Origin of the sequence: Lacticaseibacillus salsurivasis (assembly GCF_036246225.1) — a bacterium.
In the GTDB taxonomy this organism is placed as follows: domain Bacteria; phylum Bacillota; class Bacilli; order Lactobacillales; family Lactobacillaceae; genus Lacticaseibacillus; species Lacticaseibacillus salsurivasis.
Genome location: NZ_BTTP01000003.1, coordinates 142,536 through 161,718 on the forward strand (window position 1 = coordinate 142,536; position 19,183 = coordinate 161,718).

Here is a 19,183-nt window from a genome sequence, read left to right on the forward strand (position 1 = left end):
AGCCTCGCACGGCCCTTTGTGACGGCCGATCTAGCTTGTGATCGTCAGCAGAAGGTATGCCTCAAATTACCAAAAATATATTTTCGTAAAATGCTTTTGCTTCTCGGACTTATGTAGTAAGATAATGGCGATATATCAATATGCTTATTCATCAAAAAAGATAGCCGGCCGGCTACTAAGATAAATAGAACGAAACAGGAGTTGCATATTCGTAACAGATCCCTGTTGAACCTCTAAAAATCTTATTCATCGGCCGGTTTTTTGTTGCCTAATTTCACTTATCAAAACACTTGGAGGAAGTAATTATGCCAGAAATCAATCAAAACGGTAACACCGTCGTTAATGTCAAAAAGAGTCGCAACGGCTCATGGATCGATAAAGAGTTCTCGGCCAGCGTCTTTCTGTTCTTCATCAAAGGGCGCATCTCAGTCGACTACCGCGGTGTGCACATTACCGAGCAAAATACCATGCTCGGCATCATTCCTGCTGGCCAGAACAAGCAAACAATTCCGCTCAATAACATCTCGGGCGCTTCAATCTCCACAGCCTACAAAGCCAGCCGTTTCTTCTGGGGCGCCATCCTAGCTATTCTTGGTATCTTCACCCTCCCAAGTTCGCCACTGTTGGGCATCATTCTAGCCGTGGTCGGGGTAGTAATGTTTGCCAATGGCATCCTGACCAAATTATTCGTCGAAAAAAGCGGCACTGCCTACGCGCTAAGCGTCCCTTTCTTCAACAAGGCGGACATTATTGCGGTTCAGCAAGTCATTGAGCAGGCACTCGAAGCCAACGCCGATAAAACTGACAACAGCCTATATATGAAGCGCCTGAATGAAGAAGATATGAGTGACGTGCAGTAACATCAGCTGATTAACAGCGAATGAATCAAGTCAAGCGAGCGGTGCTTGACTCGAGCAAGGATCCACCACCATCTGCCACTCAATCTCAGAGAAAGCGAGTCACAAGATGAAAAAAAGTACTTGGCATTTTCTCATCAGTGCCATGGCGTTGATGAGCGCTGTCTTCATGTTAAGCGGCTGTGCAGGCAAAAAAAGTGGCACTTCTTCAGCATCTAAGAGCAGTGTCAAAAACACAACACAAACCAAAAGATCTAAATCAGCGAGTCAAAAAACTAAGAAACTGACTGCTGAAGAAAAAGCCCAACAGAAAAAAACTAAGGCCATTTTCAAAGATATTACCCTGTCACTAGTGGGGACAGAAGACCATCCAGTCGTGGACTGGGACAAACCGACGCTTCTGACTAATATTGCCACCTACCTGGCAAAACAAGAAGGCGCTGATCCTGCGACCGTGCTGGCGATTATTAAGGTCAAAGAAACTGCGGAGAATATTCCCAACGAGAAGCAGACGGTTGATGGCTATGCCTCTTTCGGGCCCCTTGGTTTCCCGGACATGTTTGAAACCTACTACGATTCTGGTATTGCCCTGACTGGAGAACAAAAAGCCGCGTTAGATAACGTAGCAAGCGATTTAGATGATCTCACGGTCAATCCTTCTGCAGGCAGTAATGAAGATTTAGGCTTTGATAAACCTGGCTACCATGCGAACTTATCCGTCTACGATAGCTCAGGATTCGGTGTCGAAATCAACAAGGACTTTGCGCAGATGCCCAAACCTAAAGCAATTAATGTCCGTGAGCTACTCACCAATCATCTTTATATCCATATGACGGGTTGGGAAGGCACTGAGGATACGATCAAGGGCATCTACCTCGACCAACCGACGCTTAGCCAAATTTCAAAACTGATGGGCACGACGCTTGAGCCTGATGCAGTGAACGCCCTTTGGGACATCAGAAACAACACGTTGAAATATCGCCCAGGGGATAGCGTAACCATCGATTTTGATTCGCTTGCAAGCAAACTAGCTGAACTGACGCCTAGCACTGCTAGTGTCACTTGGTACGGCGATGGCCAAGGCCCGACCGTTCTGAAAGCAGAATAATTGAAGCGAGGTCAGATTGGTGACCGTGAAAGGAGGTGCAAGCTGATGGCAGAGCGGCCTTACACGAACCGTGGTGAGTATCTCACCTATCAGCGCCTAAAAGGACTCTCTGCCGCCCATTCAGATGACAGAATCACGATTTTTGCCAACGTGTTCTTTCATCCCATCACAAATAGTCCGGTGCGGCAAATTGATCATCTTATTACGAGTCGCCGCGGAGTTTTCATGCTTGAAACAAAGTACTGGGCGGGTACGGTTTACCACCAGGTTTGTAATCAGCAACTCAAGAATGAGTGTGAGAAATTCTGGCCGCTCGTCGAAGCTGCTCTGCCACCAAAGATTCGCAAGTTAGGCCCAGCCTGCCCTTATACGCTGATTGCCCATCGGAACCGGCCGTTAACGGCGCGCCTGGGCTACAGCAATCCCACTGAGCAGGTCCGCACAGCCAAAAGGCAGTTGCGCGACTTATTGAGTCAACATCTTAAGATTCCACCGTACCTGCACGGCTTCGTGGTGTATGTTTACCCGCAAGGTGAATCCAACATCATTGTTGATTTGAATCACCGCCTAGATAATCTTGGACAATCCGGTGCGGAACCGGAGGGCTTCACCAGCATTGACGCTTTTGTGCAGTATTATAATCAACTACCCGCTCGAGTCATGCCGCCCCAGCGTCTGATTGCCATCAATCGGTGTATCAGAGAGCAGATTATCGCCTAGCCGTTCAACCGGATAATTTCTCCAATACCGTTTTATCTCTCGGTTTGACCAACTCGGAGACTGACGGCTGAAAAACTTAAATGGCCAAACGTTTGCGGCGCACCGCGTTTAGCCTATCACCACTTTTGGACCTCATCATGCCGATGATGAGGTCTTTTTCTGTGTTGTCACAAGTAAATTTGGCTAGGCCCATTCAGACACTAGGCCAGCATGATAGCCGGTTATCTAATGCTGCCAATCACAGGCGAGCCGGCTGACTGGTCGCCACTTATATCAACCACTTCATCAAAAAGCGGCACCTTTTTCAGGCACCGCCAATGTGGCTTAATCTTTGACTGATTTGGTCAGAATCAACAGATTCATGATCGGGATCATGGCTAATCATCTGACGCGGCAAGCAGTGCCTGCATTTTGGCCTGAGCCCCTGCCACTTGTTCAAAGGTGGCCTTTTGGCTGGCGATTGCATTAGCTGCCTGCGCCATGGCATCAATCAGCATCTTGAAGCCCTCGACCCCTTCTGGCCAAAACTCGCTCACCAACTCCGGACAATGCCTGCCGGTTAACCAGGATTGGCGACATTGCTGGACACGTTCCCAGTCATCGAAGTGCCGCGGCTGGTCTTGGCTGAGGCTCGGCAATTCTCGGCGGCCTTGATTGGTCTGAATCCACGTCAGCAAGCCTTGCCACGAATCAGCCCGGCCATTCTCGAGGGCTTCAATCAGCCCCGCATAGAAACGCACCCGATTGTCGCCCTCCTGCAGTGCTGCTGGCAAGAGGTTCAGCCCTAACCGACCCGCCGCAAGCAATCGTTCATGCAAAGTGCGCATTTGATACCAGAGCAGCAATTTCTCCTCCTGCAAGGAATCAAAATAATGTTCAACCAAGGCAGAGGCGCTGAGTTTCGGGTAGGCTGCCAGCAGTGGGTGGAAGGCAGAGTTGGCTTCAATGGTTGCCAGCTCGGATGGTAACTGGCGTCGACTATCCACCAACAGCGTGCCAAGCGAGTCTCCGTCATGATAGATTTTTGTGTCATCTAATTCCTCATAAAAACTGTTTAGGGTCGCGTCAGCAGGCTCTTTTTGCGCCAGTTCGAACCAATTCGCCCGTAACCGAACGTCGCTAATTTGCGCAAACCAACTACCGAACCGGCCATCAGGGCCAGCGTTCCATTCCCGATAAAAATCTTGCAGGTACTCGTTCAGACTTGGCTTACTGGTTGCCGCTGGTGCGTGCTGCGCCATTTGGTACTGTGCAAAACTGCGGGCCTGCTCGAAGTCATTTTTATATTTTTGATAGCGTTCATAGGCACTTAAATGTTCCTGATAAGGGGTCATCACCTGCCCATCAAGCAGGGCACCAAAATCAAGCGGCGCGCCATGAAAGTGAAACGCCGTGAACTCAGGTGAATCCGCATCATAGATCAGATGCTGCTGAGATGCATCCACGCGGATGGCGGCGGGCCGCAGCACTGTGTGAGCCAACCGACTAAACATGAGCTCTTCTAGCTCAACCTGAAGCGCCGTTTCGTGCTCTTGCTGGGCTGTCGCCTTGGCGGCCAGCTCACGCGCGATGCCTTTGGTCACTCTTTGTTTCTGGGCTGCCACAAGCCGATGAAGATTATCGGTGGCAAAAGCCAGCGTGGTGCGAGTCGAAATTGTTTCGCCCAGTTGTGGGCCATCTCGAAATGCCTTCAACAATGGCAAGGCTTCAATCACATTCCGAGCCTGATCCAAGGGTCCGACTTCACTGATGATCAGTTTTAACACTGTTATCAGCTCCGGTTCATTCAGTTGGGCCATCACTTCTGGTGCCGCGGCCACACTAACCGCCGCTGCTTCACTGCCATTAGCCTCTGACTTCAAAGCCGTCATCTGGCCGCGTTGCGCTTGGTTTGAGCTTGATTGATTCATGTTGATCCCCCAAATTTTTGGCATAAAAAATAGCCAATCTCTTGCCAGATTTTCACCGCGATCGAGGTGTTGCGAATATGCAACTCCTGCGCGTTCAAATCTGTTCAATTGATTAGCTAATCATTTTTTGAATATAAAATGAGTTGGTATACCACCGTTAATGATAACGATGGTCGACTAGAAACGCAAGCTAAAATCATCGCGCCACTCCCCTGAATACACTTTTCGCAGCTGAAAAACTGATTGACTCAGGCTTGAACGTCATGACATGGCGGCGCATACTTAACCTATCATTAATACCTCGCATAAAAGGAGCTTAGCGATGGACACATGGGTGGGTCAATATTTCCAGCAATTTCGCACCAGCCGTGGAATCGGCGTACGCCAAGCCGGGCGCGGGTTAAGCAGTGCCTCGGTCTCCCGCTTTGAGCGGGGCTTAGCCGATATTTCCGTGAACGCAGCTGCCCAGCTCATGTTCAACATCGGCATGGATGCCAACGACCTCACAGATGCCCTGCGCCGCCATCAGCGCACTTTCCCAAGTGTCCTCAACGATTTCGTGTTAGGGGACCGGGCCCAAATCAAGCAGAACGTGACCGCATACCTGGCGCAAGGTACTCTACCAGAGGCGCTAGCGACACTCGTGCAAACCTCCTGTACTTGGCTCGATGAACCGCTTGATAGTCCCCGTCAGCTGAGTGCTCACTTCGAACAGGAATTGGCTGATCGGCTGGGTGATCCGTCAAATTGGTACAATCTCGAAGAATTTTTGATGGTTGCGACCTTTCCTTTTGCCAGCAGCGAGTTAAAAACGCTGCTCTGGCAGCGCGCCACGGCACTGACAGGGCGCCAGCTGGGTAAACAAAACTATAACCTCTGGCTGCTCGGGAGCTTAGGGCTGGCCAAAGCCGACCCTGAGCTCCATGCGCTGATTGCGAACGATCTTTCCAGAATCCTTCAAGATCCTACATTGGTCACCTTTTTCAACAACGTCGCTCCGCAGTTGCGCGCACTCGTCGCCTTGGCCCGGGATGAGAGCATTGCCCCACTGGTTTCGGCGCTTGAGCAAATTGGCGCTAGGCCGCTGGCAGACTATTTGCTTGCGCTCCAGCAACAGTGCAACTTAGCCCTCCCTAGCCATCACCATCCCCACCTAAAGTCCACTATCCCGGCTGATTGGCAGCTTTCTTTGGATGAAGATCTGTTAACGGGGCCGGTGTTAGCAAAACGCCGCAAACAGCTGGGCCTCACCATGAAGGCGGTGTTAGGCGATTGGAATCTCTCAACGCAATCGCGCTTTGAACAAGGCCGCACGCAGTTAGGCTTTCTCAAAACGTTGACCTTGCTTGAAAAATTGGCCCTGCCCTTTTACGCGGCCAGCATGACCACCGATCAATTCAGCCTTTTTCACCGCTACCGCGCGGAGCTTGAGCTAATGGGGCGAGCGCCAGTCGCGCACCAAAACCGCGAAGCTATTCTAACCGTTCTGACCCAGTTTGAAGCGGCTATCGCCGGTCTACCGCTGGGCTTGCGGCTGATGCTGGCTAAAGGCCTGAGAACCAGTCTACAGTGGCAAAACAACCCGCTTTTTCCAGAGGGCGACCCCGTATTTGCTAGCCTCTCCATAGAAGACCAAGGCGAAATCCTTACCTACTTTGAAACGATCACTGAGGTTAGCGCCTTGGATGCAGAAGCGCTCGGATTCGCCATCAATAGTATCAGGAAAAAGTACTATACCGCCATCATCAGTGCAGTGATGGCAAAAACCCCGCCAAACAGCGAGGCAGCCGCCAACCTGCAGCAAAGTGGCACTAACTTTATGTTTGGCGCCGTTTATTATGACGTTCAAGCCGCGATGCCAATTGTCGAGGACTATTTCGCCAAGCAAACCGCGCGCGTCTATGCTTGGCAAGACTATCAACGCCTGACTATGATTCATACCTTACGCACTGTCTACTTTGATGACTCGCCGACAGTCTGGGCGCAGGCCGAAGCCTATCTTGCCGCCATCAGCGAGCTATCGCCCTACGACCACAATGATGTCAATGACCGCTGGTGGTTGACGACGTTCAGGGGAAAAGCAAATCAGAGTTAACGGCGCGAAACATGCAGACAAACGAAAATCCGAATCAGGCTTCCAGCTGGAAATTTGATTCGGATTTTTTGCTGTCGATGATGTTTTTGATGGTGCGTTGCGTTCAGTTGCTCGATAAAAGTGGTCGCTAACGCCGATGCGGCCGTGGAATCTTCGGCAGCCAGATCAACACCAGGATCAAACCACTAATTGCAAGATAGCGCCCGAAATGATCGGCCTTGAGCGCCAGCATGGCAATCACTAACGCCAGTGGTAGCAGCGACTCAAGCAGTGGGTATTTAAAACTGGCCCACCCAGTCTGCCCGACTTGGCTCATATCCGTCGCATACCCTAGAAAGTGATTGGCCATCAGCGCGGCTAAATTGTCAGCGACATACTGCAGCCGCATGCTTGAACCCATATCGGCATAGAAGCTCACGTGCTCTCCAGCATGATCAAAATCAATGACCACTGAATTCTGCGCGCCGTCGCGCACTTTGAAGTTAGTAATGTCGGCTCTCGCATACTGGTGGACTTGCTGATTACTGAGGCGCTGGGCAATGATTTCAGCCGGCGTAAAGACGAGCAGAAAAGCAGGTTCACTGGCAGTGGTCGCACTAGGTCCAAGCAGGTCCAACGCGAACGCCTTCCCCGCACCGTTATGATGCCGAGCATACAAAAAATTAGCCTCTGGCTCGACCCCCAATGCGCGCACCAAGTCCTGCATTTGAGATTCATTTTGTACTAATATCCCCATCTTGTCCTCCCAAGAAATTGCCCATAATCGCCCAATTTAAGTTAATGATACCCCTTTCATCTCCCTCGTCAATCAGGCTTTAGCCCGGCGCCACTGAACTTGCTTGCCTCGCAGAATCAAAAAAGTGAGGTCTCGTTTCCTCACTTCAAAATTACTATTGAATGTACAGTTCACCACCTGCGAACAACTGCTTTAATTGTTCCGGCGTGGTGCGCTTCAGCGAAAGCGGCGGCAAGGCGTCTTCGCTGAACCAACCGGTCGCAACCGTTTCACTATTAGCCGCAAACTCCCCTGCTCCAATTGTGCCGGCGAAGATCATTTTGTAATATTGAAACGCCTGCGGAATATCGGGGCGCTGCGCGGTATTGTAAATCGCCCGCAACTCACCAACTTTCATGGCCAGACCAGTTTCTTCGCGTACCTCCTTGGCCACATTGGCTTTCAGCGACCAGCCAACCTCAGCAAATCCACCTGGCAAAGCCCAGTGGCCAGTGGCATCCGCGACCAACAAGACTTGTTGCTGGCGGGTGATAAAAGCCCGCACATCCACTTTAGGCGTGGGATAGCCAGTTTCTTGCGCGAACAAATCAGCGACTTGCGCTACCGGCCAGTCGCCAAGCGTGGCGATTTGCTGCTGTGCGAGACGCTGAAGGTCTTGATACCGTTCCTGATCAAAGCGATCCTGCGCATATGCCAGTCCTGCTTCACTAATCGCCAGCAAACGCCTGAGAAAAGTCACTTGGTCCAAGGCTACCCCCTCTTTTTGAGTGTGCGCGCATCCCCTACAAAGTCTAACGGTCCTCTGCTTCCTCCAATGGGTCAGCGAGGCGCGAAATCCGCTTAGTCTGGGCCGGCGGGTATGGGGCTTGATTGGGCGCATACCAAGCCATCGCAACAATCGTGCCATAGGCCTCGCTATGATTGCGTGGCACCACGACTCGATCGCCCACGGCATACTGCGGATCAGCAATATAACTATACGGACTACCACCGTGATGGAAAACGACTTGGGAATAGAGCAGCTCGCCCTTAGCCGGCGTCTTGCGACTCATTACCCGCGCGTCTAACATTTGGGGCGCAAACTCCCCCAAAAAAGTCTGGATCTTCGCCGCCACATTTGCCCAGTACGGAATCGGATCATCGAGGCTCAGGGTACCTTTAACGATGTTTGGGTCGCCTTGCCGATACCGCGCCGTGACGGTTAAATTCGGCGCAATTTGGCTCGTCTCATCTGGCTTAGGCTGCTCCAGTGACGAGTCTAAACCAGTGAGCAAGCGCCCCACCGCCGGACTCGTAAAGCCGAGCCGCGTGCGAGTGGCACCTTGCCGCGTTGTGAGCGAGAAAGACTGACTATGGCGATCAATCACCATTTTTTCCGCCGTGTCATCATCCGGTGCATAGGCAATCACCAAGCGTTGCAGTTGATTGGGGGCATTATCAAACAGCATCAAATAAGGAAACGGCAACACATCGCGCAACTGTTCCGACAGCAGCTCGGCCTCAACCATTGACCCTTGTGCATGCTGAACGCCGCCTTCACCAGTGACCGTCATTTTCCAGTCCCCAACGTCACAAACTATTTCAGGTGGCCGCACCGTACTGGCAAAATCCGCCAGTTGATCAAGCATCCCGCTTAATTTGCCCACTGGCACCATAGACGTCTGGCGGCGCCGATAACCACTAAAGAAATAACTCGCTAAGTTGGCTCTGCCTTCGCTTTTTAACGTTAACGTCTGGCTCGTCAAGCTATCTGGCGTAGGCGCCCAAAAACGACCTTCTGAGGATTTAATCACCACCTTTTGGATTGTCCCCAAAGGCTGCGTTAAAACTGCTAACTGGGTCAAGGCCGTGGTAAACCAAAACCGGTTGTCGGGGTCGCTTAAGTGCTCGTCAAAGCCCCAGTACGTAATCTGCCGATACATCGAAAAGATTGCGTTGCCCAAGGCTTGGTCGTCATCAATGCCGGTCAAAAATGCCTTTGTTGCTTCATGCTCAACCGGATTAGGCAGCTGATGTTTCTTATCAAGCACCGATTCGAGCATATCCATCCTAAAGCCAAGCTGAGTGAGTTGCTCACTCCAGATTGTTTCAAGGTGGTCAATTGCTTCCTCGTTGCCCGCGGCAAATATTTGACGATTATGCCTCGCAAACTCATAACGATCCGCTCTTGTCACCATCTGCTGGTCCTCCAAGGTTTGAGATTTTAGAAAACGGTTTCTAGTTTCATTGTAACCATAATCGCACCACGACGCCACCAGTGGTCATCTGCCGCAAAAATACAGCCCTCATACGATGAGGACTGCAAGTGTTTAGTCAACTTTGTAATAAGCATCGGTTTGATACCCACTTTGCCCGCCGCCAGGAATCAGACGGTCGCGGCTGGCGTCAGAGTCGTCAGCGGACGACATTTGCACGCCCTTCGGCACAATCGCCAGCGGCGCCATGCTGGACATCACATTAGGGTTAAAAGTGCCAATCGAGCCCATGATATAACCGGTGGTCACTGGCCCTGAAGTGATCACCTCAGCATAGCCATCGCTGTCTTTGGTGGTGAGCTCAACCCCAGTGGCAACACTGAGGTTCATGCTGGCTGGAGCGGTAGTGGTTTTGGTGGTGACCGTCATGGTCCGGCCATCAGTTGGATTTTTCCAAGTGCCGGCCAAGCTGCTGAGGTCATTTTGCGCGAGGGCATCAAGGTTCAGACCTTGCATGGCCTTCAATTGCGCCGCCGACACGCCCTCAGCGAAGACCCAGCTGGTGTCATTGTTGCTGGTCCAAACCACCACAATATTCTGCTGGTTGGTGGCATCGCCAGTGATTGATTTGAACTCACTGGTGCTCCCTTTTGGATAGAAGGTCACGGCCCAGTTAATGGCCACCTTAGCGGAATCTTGCAGCAACGCCGTCAGTGCCTTGCCAGTTGGCTTAAAGCTGAGCGGATGCTCGCCATTGGCGTCAACCAACTTGCCAGCAGCCAATTTCACATCGGCCGCGGTCAAAACACTCGCGGTCACCGCCATCTTCGCGTTGCCACCAGCTTGGTAGCCGGTTTGGGTACCATTGTGGAAATTAGTGGCATTCGCAATTTGGGTCCACTGCCCCTTTAGCGATTGATAATTTCCTTTTTGTATCTGCGCCAAATCCATCTTTGCGGATTGTTTGGCCGGCTGCTTAGCGGCTGTTTTACTTTGACGCGTCACCTTCGCCGCTGGTTGGCGGGTGGCCTTAGAGTTTGACGTGTTGCTACATGCACCTAACCCACAGGCAAGGGCCACCAAAGTCCCGATCATTAACTTTTTCATTTTACCCAATCCGCGCGGTCGCGGAATCCTCCTTTATTCGCCGGCCTAAGCCTGCAAGTGATGGGCCACCCGGCGGTACAGCCAGTAACCGAGGGCGCAGGTTAACAAATCCGCCGTGGCTTGTGCCCAAATAATGCCGTGAAAGCCGAACACCTGCGCCAAGATCACCATACTGATGGCAAACAATACCCCTTGCCGGGAAATCGCCATGATGAAGGCGCTGGTTCCTTTACCCAAAGACTGGAACACGGTGGTAAAGACCAAAATTGCCCCCACCGCCGGCGTCGTGATGAGCAGTGCTCGCAGCATCAAGGCACCATTAGCCACAATGGCCGGCGTGGCCATGAACAGCCGGACCAGCGGCGTGGCGCCGAGCATCAGGAGCACTGCTGCCACCAGTGCGTACCCCAGTTCAATTTTGAAATCAAAACGCAGAATTTCGTGCAACCGCCGGTAGTTCTTCGCCCCGTAATTATACCCAATGAGCGGCTGGGCGCCAAACGCAAACCCCACCATGATGAGCATCACAATCATGTAGATTTTCTGCGCGATGCCCATCGCCGCCACCATGTCTGCGCCATAGGGGGCCAGGTGCTGATTCAGTAGCATGGTGCCAAAACTTTGCATGAAATTGGTGAGCGAAGCCGGAATACCAATCGCCACGATCGCTTTGATCGCTGCGGCGGAGGCTTTGGCCTGCTGAGGAAGAATGCTGAGATACTGCGTTTTGCGCTGGGTGAACCAAAGCAATAACATGGTATTCAGCGCATAGCCCAAAACATTGGCCAGTCCAACCCCGCTGGCGCCCCAGCCGAACCCAAACAAAAACAGCGGATCAAGAATGATGGTCAGCACCGTACCGCTGATGGTCGCAATCATGGAATCCTTGGCCAATCCTTCCGTGCGGATGATATTACCTGGCACCAACGACACAATGATAAACACGGCTCCGATGGCGAGCATGCGGTAAAAGCCGCCGGCATCGGCGCGCGTGGCAGGGGTTGCGCCGAGCAAGGTCAAAATTGGCTGCTCAAAAGTCAGCATCAGGGCACTGATGACCAAGCTAAAGGCAATGCCGGCATACAGGCAAAAACTGCTGAGGCGTTTAACCTGCGCATAGTCTCGGTCCCCCAGTAGCCGCGAAATCAACGCACTGCCGCCGAGACCGAAGATATCGCCGACTGCCAGCATAAACGAAAACACCGGTGCCCCCAGCGTGACCCCCGCCACCAAGTTCGCATCGCCGGTTTGGGCGATGAAGAAGGTGTCGACGAGGTTATATACCATGCTGGCCACCATGCCGAGAACGACAGGCAAAGCCAGTTGCATATACGCTTTAGGTACCGGTGCTTTTTCAAATAGATCATTCATTCGAAGCGTTCCCCTTTGTGTTGCACGGTCGCTCGTCGAATGACTTGCCAGAACAACGGATTATCGTACCATCCGATTTTACCTGTTTAGATTTCTGGCTGCTAATGTTTTTGTAAATAAGTGACGGCGCTGGAAATCGCGTTGTCGTTTTGGGCGAGCTTCCCAGACAGCAACTTGATCAAGGCCTGAATGGTGGCGACATCGGTTTCACCTGTCGCCGGTAAGCCTTGCTGCGTCTGGAAATTCTTGACCGCCGTTTGGGTCGTTGGTCCGAAGTACCCGTTGGCTTCGGGAATGCTTTGACCCGCTGCCTGCAGGGAAATCTGCAACGAATGGACATCCGCGCTTTCGTCGCCGAGTTTCATCTTCGAGGTAGAGAAACCTTGAATCTGCGCCCAGGCGGGATAGGAGGTTTTGATGGTTGGCGCCAGGCCTTTCTTGTTGATCCAGTTGCCGTTTGGCGTTAGCCACTTGGCTACAGTCAGCTTCACTTCCGCATTCTTGCTGATTTGGGCCACGTTTTGGACGGTGCCTTTGCCGTAACTGGTTTCCCCAATCAGCGGCACGCCGCGGCTTTCGTTCCAGGCGCCAGCTAAAATTTCACTGGCAGAAGCCGAATCCCCATCAATCAAAACGGCAAGCGGTTCCTTGACCTTAAAGCCGTGGTCGTATTGCTTGCCAGCCGTGTAAACCTGGGTGGCGCCACTGCGGTCTTGCACTTTGACGATAGTTTGGCCATTTTTCAGCCCCATCGAGCCAATCTGCAAGGCATCTTCAAGCAGACCACCAGGATTGCCGCGCAAGTCAACAATGAACTTCTTCGCGCCTTGCTTGCGCAACGCTTTGACGCCGGCCTTAAACTGCTTGGCGGTGGGTTCAGAGAAGCTGGTAATGGTCAAAATCCCAATGGTTTTATCCGCTGGCGCCAAACTGGTGGTAACAGTATCGGTGGTAATTTTGGCCCGCTTCATGGTTAGCTTCAGCAACTTGCCATCACGCCGCACCGTCACCGTGACGGTGGTGCCGATTTTACCGCGAATCTTGCTGACGGCGGCATTCACACCCGCTTTTTCGACGGACTTACCATTCACCTTCACCAACTGATCGCCCACCTTCATCCCCGCCTTTTGCGACGGTGAACCAGCTTGCAGACTCGCCACTTCCAGGTGCGACGAGGTTTGTTGCACAGTGGCACCGATACCGCCAAAGCTGGCAGAAATCGTGCTATCCAGCGAGGACTTTTCATCGTTTTCGAGGTAAGTCGAGAACTGGTCGCCAAGGCTGGCCATCATGCCTGAAATGGCACCATTGGCTAGGGTTTTGCTCGACGTCTTCTTGTAATATTTTTCCTGAATCGAGTTGTAGGTCGCGAGGACTTTGGTAAAACTGCTCGGCACTTGTTGCACGGAAGTATCCAGCACCGGGCGCAGCGCATAGCCAATTCCGCCCGCCGCAACAATCGCTACGGCGACCAGCACGCCTTTCAGCCAACTAGGGAGGTTAAAGGGACGACGCGGCTTATTTTCCTGATCTGCCATGGTGGCCTCCAATATGTTCGTGAGCCTGATACTGCGCATACGCGTCATCAAACACGCTCATGCTTGGCAGATAGCCCCCATTGAGTTCTAAGTAGTTGCTTAACGCTTCAAAGTCAGATTCCTGTTTGGGAAAACTTTGATCGAAAAATGCGTTTTGGGCAAAATTCGCCACTTCCCCGTGGTCGTTGGGGTTGCGCAAGGTCATCAAGAATTGGTAAAAAGATTGCCGCATTAATTTTCCTCCCAGTGAGCGTCAATGAATTTCTGGCGCTGCTGATGCTCCGCTGCATAGCGCCGCGGGTTGTGCATGTAAAACTGCTGATGTTCAGGCTCCGCCGCATAAAAAGGGGCCGCGGCTTCGATGGTCGTCACGATTGGGTCCTGAAAACGGCCACTGGCAACCAGGGCGGCTTTCGAGGCTTCGGCCGCCTGGCGCTGCACAGCATCTTTGACGTAAATCACAGGCCGGTAATTGTCTCCGCGGTCTTGGAACTGACCCATTGCATCAGTGGGATCGGTTTGCTGCCAATAAATGTTCAGGAGGTCCTCATAGGAAATGACCTGCGGATCAAAGGTGATTTGAACGGCTTCAGTATGCCCGGTTTCGTGGGCCTTGACCTGCGCATAGGTGGGATTGGCCACATGCACGCCGGTGTAGCCAGAAACAACATTGATAATCCCAGGCTGGCTCTCGAATGGTTCAACCATGCACCAGAAACACCCACCAGCAAAAATTGCGGTTTCAGACATATGAAAATCCCCTTTGTATTAGATTGAGTGGTTAAGTGGCTGCAGGCAGTTGCCGCTGGCATTCACATCCGATAGTTGTGTGCCGCAGCCTTATTTTTTCGGCAGGTAAACGGAGAAATCAATTTCGTCATTCGGCAGGTCAATCTTGGTGGCTTTGACCTGCATGTCGTTTTCCATTTTGAATTTGTTCAAGTTTAACACAATCGTTTCGCGCTTACTATTGAGGGTGACCCACTTAGGCAGCTTGAAGGATTTGCCCGCGTAATTCAGAACGTAGCTGATGGGTACCGGTAAACTGCCGACATTAAGCTGGCGCGCCTTCAGTTCCACGTTGCCATTTTTGAGCACGATGGGATCCATTAGAAGCCCAAAGTCGATTTTCTGCCCGAAGAAGGTGAAGTTGCCACCCAGCACGGCTTGATCCGCCATGGTCAGCGAGTACTTCACTTTGCTATCTTTTTGAAAATCATTCAGGTAGTAAGTCACGATTTGGTTCACCTGGCGCTTGGTTAACGACACCGTCATCACCGGATCACTGGTCGTGCTGGTGGTCGTGCTGGTCGGTTGATCCACCGGCGTTAACACCGCATGGGCGAACCACAGGCCGCTGCCGATAATCAGCCCAATCAAAACGAGACTGATGATTTTCCAAACATTAAAACTCTTGTGTTGACTGCGCATGCTTGTTCCTTTCGCGCTGGGTTATTCCCAGGTCTGTTTCGTTTGCTGCATCTTCTGCCAAAGCTGTGAGGTCATCAGCGCGTACCCCGCATTATTCGGGTGGAAATGATCCTCCGTGAAAATCAGCGGGTTACTGTTGCTGTCATCGCTCATGGCCGCGGCTAAACTGGCCTTGGTTTTCTTGTCCGTCGCCTGGGTGTTGTTCCCCTTAGTTAAGACGCTGTCAATGTCAACATAATAAGCCTGTTTAAATTGGTTCACGGTTTGCTGGGTGCCGGCGTTCCAGGTTTTGACACTGGTGGTCATCGCCGTCAGTTTCGGAAAATAAACATAAAACGGATTATAAATCCCGAAAACATAGATCGGCGCTTTTGGATTCAACTGGCGGAAGCTCTTGAGCAGTTTGCTCAGCCGTTTTTGGAACTGAGCGCTGCCCGAGGCCACATCCTTATCCGAAAGTGACAGCAGGTGCTTCTGCAGCACATGCATCAAATCATTGCCCCCGACCGTGACGGTGATGATGTTGGCCTTTTTAATGGCGGCTTGCAGTTTAGGCTGCTTGTCGACCCGCTTTTGAATTTGACTGCTGGTATCGCCAGTCACCCCGAAATTGCTGGTGGTGACGCGGTAATTGCCAGTGCTCTCTAGGTCGTTTTTGATCAGGCCGACATAGCCCCCGTTATTGCTATCATCCCCCACGCCATGGGTGAGCGAATCACCCACCGCCGTGAGCTGCAGGGGTTGCACGGCCTTGACCTGACCCTTGATGGCGAGCGGCTTGGCTGCCGGCCCCCATAGACTCCAGGCGCCGAAAGCCAAGCCAGCTGCGGCCGCGACCACCAAGAGATCAATAAACCACCGCATTTTGCGCATCGCGGCACCTCCTTTCCGTAGAATAACAAAAGAGCCGGTCATCAGTAGTTGACGCGGCCCTGGTTGACTTGACTGATTAATCCGTGTAGTACGTGATGGCAAAAGCCCCATCGCCGGTATGGGTGGCAATCACCGGATCGGTTGGCTGCACCAGCAGGTTGGCCTCAGGTAACACAGCTTTGATTTTCTCGCCAATGCTTTCAGCAAACTCACGCCCGCCAGCGTATGAAACGCCGATTTCGTGGATGTTCGGCAACGTGTCAAGGCTGGCCACCACTTCATCAGCAAACTTGCGTAGGGTTTTCATCCCGCGGCCCTTGGACAAGGCCTTAAGTTCGCCGCCGGTGACTTCAAGCGTCACTTTGATGTTCAGTAGTGAAGACAGCACGCCGGAAACCCGGCTGATGCGGCCACCTTTAACCAAGTTATCGAGGTTGGAAACCCCCATCACCAACTTGGTGTGGTCGCGAATGACCGCCATGCGCGCCAAGATGTCGGCCATGGTGGCGTCTTCCTGAATCATTTTGGCTGCTTCCAAGACTTGGAAGGACAAGGCGCGGTCGGTGAACTGTGAGTCCACCACGGTGACATCGCCTTTGCACAGTTCAGCCGCCTGGCGCGCGGAGTTCACCGTGCCAGAAATAGCTTCCAGCATGTGCACGGACAGCACCGCGCTGCCATCGGCGGTCAATTCGTTGTAAAGGTCTAAAAAGGTGCCAATGGCTGGCTGCGAGGTTTTCGGCAGCGCTGAAGCCGCCGCCATTTTGTCCATAAACTCGGCGCGCGTGATGGTTTCACCATCCACATAAACGGTGCTATCGATCATGATTGTCAGCGGAACGACATGAATGTCGTACTGCTTAATTTCTTCCGGGGTCAATTGAATCGAAGAATCCGTTACAAGTTTGATTTTTACCATCTAGGCCACGCTTTCTCTGAAGTTCGATTATGGAATCAGTATAGCAAAATCCCGCGTCTTTGTCAGTATTATCATATCTAGTTTTTATAACCAGATGAAATTGTTTTTCAACAGTTGTCGTGGTATTCTATACTTAAATCAACGAAGGATGTGCTGAACATGCAATGGCGGCCGCTAATGAAATCACACTATTACACCTTTAATAATGAAATGATGAGCGCCGTGACCCACGCGTTTGCCTTAGGGCTAGCGGTGGTGGGCACGGTGGCGCTGGCCTTCAAGGCAACCACCCCACTACGGCTGGTCAGTTTTCTCGGTTTTGGTATTGCCTTGATCATCCTTTACACCGGGTCGACGCTGTTTCATGGCTTCTACTTCACCAAAGCCCGCCATGTGCTCCAGGTCATCGACCATTCCGGCGTCTTCATCCTGATTGCCGGCTCCTATCTGCCCTATTGTCTAGTCGCAATCGGCGGGAAGCTTGGCATCGGCTTGCTCATCGCCATTTGGCTGCTGTGCGCGGCTGGCATTGCCTACAAGCTCTTCTTCCTTGGCCGCTTCCGGGGGCTGGAAACTGGCATTTATGTGGTGCTGGGCTGGATGTGCTTGGTCGGCATGAAGCCGCTGTGGGACAACCTAGGACCTTGGGGCTTTTGGCTGCTGGTGGCCGGCGGCGTGGCCTACACCTTTGGCGCCTTTCTTTACTCGCAAAAAACCATCCCCTACATTCACGTCATTTGGCATTTGTTCGTGATGCTGGGCTCGGCCTGCATGTACGCCTCTATCTACTTGTTCGTCTAACCCAAAAGCGACCCGCCGCTAACCAGAATTGGTTAACGGCGGGTCGTTTGCTATCCTCGCAGTTATTTACGGTCCCAAACTTCGAAGACATGAGATTTGGCCGGATCCTCATTGAACACTTCTCGACTGCTCATTTGTCTGAACGCTGACCAGTCTAACGTCGGCATTTTAACATCACCGGGAAAAACGCCGGCTAATTTAGTCACATAAAGGCGATCGACTAAATCGGCAAATAAGGCGAAAATCTCCGCGCCGCCGGTGATCATCAGATTCTGATCAGGATGGGCAGCCGCGTAGGCGAGCAGCGCGGCGCGGTCATGCACCACCACGGCGCCTGGCGCCTGGTAGCTTTGATCCCGGGTCAAAATGATATTGGTCCGATCTGGCAACGGCCGTTTCGGTAAGCCTTCGTAAGTTCGGCGCCCCATCACCGTTAACTGCCCGACTGTGAGGGCCTTAAATTCCTTGAGGTCATCAGGCAAATGCCACGGCAAACGGCCCTGATAACCAATGGTGCCACTACGGTCTTGGGCCCACACAAATGCAATCATCGCTTTCCTCCTAAACCGCCACTGGCGCTTTGATCGCGGCCAGTGGCTGGTAATCCAGCACTTTGATATCACTCATTTGCAAATTGTCGATGGTTTTGCCTGGTGCCAAGCTTAAGGTCGGTGATGGATTCGGGGTCCGACTCAGTTGCTCACGCACCTGGGTCAAATGGTTGGCGTAAATATGCGCATCGCCAAAAGTATGCACGAAATCCCCTACTTGCAAGCCGGTTTCCTGGGCAATCAGATGCGTGAGTAGTGCATAACTGGCAATGTTAAACGGCACGCCCAAGAACATATCGGCACTGCGCTGATACAGCTGCAGCGAGAGTTTGCCTTCGTTAACATAGAATTGGAACAAGGTGTGACATGGCGGCAGCGCCATGGTGGGTACATCTTCCGGATTCCAAGCCGAGACAATCAGGCGCCGAGAATCAGGCGTTTTTTTGATGGCCTCAATCACGTCGCCTAGCTGATCAATGGTTTCACCCTGACTGGTGCGCCAAGCGCGCCACTGACTGCCATACACGAAGCCCAAATTGCCGTATGTCTTCGCGAAGGCTTCATCATCTAAAATGCGCTGATCAAATGCGGCCATTTCCTTGGCATAGACCGCGGCAAAATCAGAATCTTGCAGCCGCCGCTGACCAAAATTGGTCATGTCCGGTCCCTGATAAGCCGGAGATTGCACCCAGCGCGCAAAGGCCCATTCGTCCCAGATGTGGTTGTTGTGCTGGAGCAAAAAGCGAATATTGGTGTCACCATGCAGGAACCACAACAATTCGCTTTTGATCAGGCCAAATGGCACTTTCTTGGAGGTCAAAAGCGGAAAGCCCTGACTAAGATCAAACCGCAACTGGGCACCGAAAATGCTGTAAGTACCGGTGCCCGTGCGGTCCGTTTTGTAATTGCCGGTGGCTAAAATACGGTCAAGTAAATTCAAATATGGCCGGTCTTGGTATCCCATCGTATCC

The 19,183-nt window shown here is 52.2% G+C and carries 19 protein-coding genes; 5 read left to right on the top strand and 14 right to left on the bottom strand.

All coding sequences use genetic code 11. From position 1 onward, the window contains the following. Window positions 1-305 precede the first annotated feature (305 nt). The 3 genes from AAA927_RS04170 (at window position 306) to AAA927_RS04180 (ending at window position 2,685) form a co-directional block, all read left to right on the top strand. A complete protein-coding gene (locus AAA927_RS04170) occupies window positions 306-860 on the top strand; it encodes a hypothetical protein (protein WP_338216012.1) in 555 nt (184 codons plus the stop codon). A gap of 106 nt (window positions 861-966) precedes the next feature. Continuing rightward, on the top strand, window positions 967-1,965 hold the full coding sequence (locus AAA927_RS04175) for a hypothetical protein (protein WP_338216014.1): 999 nt from the start codon (window positions 967-969) through the stop codon (window positions 1,963-1,965). A gap of 45 nt (window positions 1,966-2,010) precedes the next feature. Continuing rightward, complete coding sequence (locus tag AAA927_RS04180; protein ID WP_338216016.1) at window positions 2,011-2,685, top strand: nuclease-related domain-containing protein; 675 nt, start codon at window positions 2,011-2,013, stop codon at window positions 2,683-2,685. A 377-nt stretch (window positions 2,686-3,062) separates the two neighbouring features. Here AAA927_RS04180 and AAA927_RS04185 read toward each other — a convergent pair whose 3' ends face one another. Further along, the gene (locus AAA927_RS04185; protein ID WP_338216017.1) at window positions 3,063-4,595 is read right to left on the bottom strand and encodes a hypothetical protein; all 1,533 of its coding nucleotides are present in this window, start codon (window positions 4,593-4,595) and stop codon (window positions 3,063-3,065) included. Window positions 4,596-4,917: 322 nt separating this feature from the next. Here AAA927_RS04185 and AAA927_RS04190 point away from each other — a divergent pair, with 322 nt between their 5' ends. Continuing rightward, a complete protein-coding gene (locus tag AAA927_RS04190) occupies window positions 4,918-6,690 on the top strand; it encodes a hypothetical protein (RefSeq protein WP_338216019.1) in 1,773 nt (590 codons plus the stop codon). A gap of 127 nt (window positions 6,691-6,817) precedes the next feature. On the opposite strand, the gene AAA927_RS04195 is transcribed toward AAA927_RS04190, so the two are convergent. From AAA927_RS04195 to AAA927_RS04245, 11 genes are all read right to left on the bottom strand, one after another. Then, entirely contained in the window at window positions 6,818-7,426 is a 609-nt protein-coding gene (locus tag AAA927_RS04195) for a hypothetical protein (protein ID WP_338216022.1), read from the bottom strand. Window positions 7,427-7,580: 154 nt separating this feature from the next. Continuing rightward, entirely contained in the window at window positions 7,581-8,174 is a 594-nt protein-coding gene (locus tag AAA927_RS04200) for an NUDIX hydrolase (protein ID WP_338216024.1), read from the bottom strand. Between the two features lie 43 nt (window positions 8,175-8,217). Beyond that, a complete protein-coding gene (locus AAA927_RS04205) occupies window positions 8,218-9,603 on the bottom strand; it encodes a hypothetical protein (protein ID WP_338216026.1) in 1,386 nt (461 codons plus the stop codon). Window positions 9,604-9,735: 132 nt separating this feature from the next. Next, complete coding sequence (locus AAA927_RS04210) at window positions 9,736-10,728, bottom strand: DUF6287 domain-containing protein (RefSeq protein ID WP_338216028.1); 993 nt, start codon at window positions 10,726-10,728, stop codon at window positions 9,736-9,738. A gap of 45 nt (window positions 10,729-10,773) precedes the next feature. Then, window positions 10,774-12,099: an MATE family efflux transporter gene (locus tag AAA927_RS04215; protein ID WP_338216030.1), complete on the bottom strand. Its 1,326-nt coding sequence runs from the start codon at window positions 12,097-12,099 to the stop codon at window positions 10,774-10,776. A gap of 101 nt (window positions 12,100-12,200) precedes the next feature. Further along, entirely contained in the window at window positions 12,201-13,637 is a 1,437-nt protein-coding gene (locus tag AAA927_RS04220; RefSeq protein ID WP_338216032.1) for a S41 family peptidase, read from the bottom strand. Beyond that, window positions 13,618-13,869 (bottom strand): YozE family protein, encoded by a 252-nt coding sequence (locus tag AAA927_RS04225; protein ID WP_338216034.1) that lies wholly within the window; start codon window positions 13,867-13,869, stop codon window positions 13,618-13,620. The genes AAA927_RS04220 and AAA927_RS04225 overlap by 20 nt, the downstream gene beginning before the upstream one ends. Next, window positions 13,869-14,387: a peptide-methionine (S)-S-oxide reductase MsrA gene (gene msrA, locus AAA927_RS04230; protein WP_338216036.1), complete on the bottom strand. Its 519-nt coding sequence runs from the start codon at window positions 14,385-14,387 to the stop codon at window positions 13,869-13,871. The genes AAA927_RS04225 and msrA overlap by 1 nt, the downstream gene beginning before the upstream one ends. A 90-nt stretch (window positions 14,388-14,477) precedes the next feature. Continuing rightward, the gene (locus tag AAA927_RS04235) at window positions 14,478-15,068 is read right to left on the bottom strand and encodes a YpmS family protein (protein ID WP_338216038.1); all 591 of its coding nucleotides are present in this window, start codon (window positions 15,066-15,068) and stop codon (window positions 14,478-14,480) included. 21 nt (window positions 15,069-15,089) lie between these two features. Further along, complete coding sequence (locus AAA927_RS04240) at window positions 15,090-15,941, bottom strand: SGNH/GDSL hydrolase family protein (RefSeq protein ID WP_338216040.1); 852 nt, start codon at window positions 15,939-15,941, stop codon at window positions 15,090-15,092. 76 nt (window positions 15,942-16,017) lie between these two features. Further along, complete coding sequence (locus tag AAA927_RS04245; RefSeq protein ID WP_125582912.1) at window positions 16,018-16,860, bottom strand: DegV family protein; 843 nt, start codon at window positions 16,858-16,860, stop codon at window positions 16,018-16,020. A gap of 177 nt (window positions 16,861-17,037) precedes the next feature. Between AAA927_RS04245 and trhA the strand changes: the two genes are divergently transcribed. After that, entirely contained in the window at window positions 17,038-17,661 is a 624-nt protein-coding gene (gene trhA, locus AAA927_RS04250) for a PAQR family membrane homeostasis protein TrhA (RefSeq protein ID WP_435891509.1), read from the top strand. Window positions 17,662-17,723: 62 nt separating this feature from the next. On the opposite strand, the gene AAA927_RS04255 is transcribed toward trhA, so the two are convergent. Both AAA927_RS04255 and AAA927_RS04260 read right to left on the bottom strand, forming a co-directional pair. Then, on the bottom strand, window positions 17,724-18,212 hold the full coding sequence (locus tag AAA927_RS04255; RefSeq protein WP_338216045.1) for a dihydrofolate reductase: 489 nt from the start codon (window positions 18,210-18,212) through the stop codon (window positions 17,724-17,726). Between the two features lie 10 nt (window positions 18,213-18,222). Further along, on the bottom strand, window positions 18,223-19,176 hold the full coding sequence (locus AAA927_RS04260) for a thymidylate synthase (protein ID WP_338216046.1): 954 nt from the start codon (window positions 19,174-19,176) through the stop codon (window positions 18,223-18,225). Window positions 19,177-19,183 lie beyond the last annotated feature (7 nt).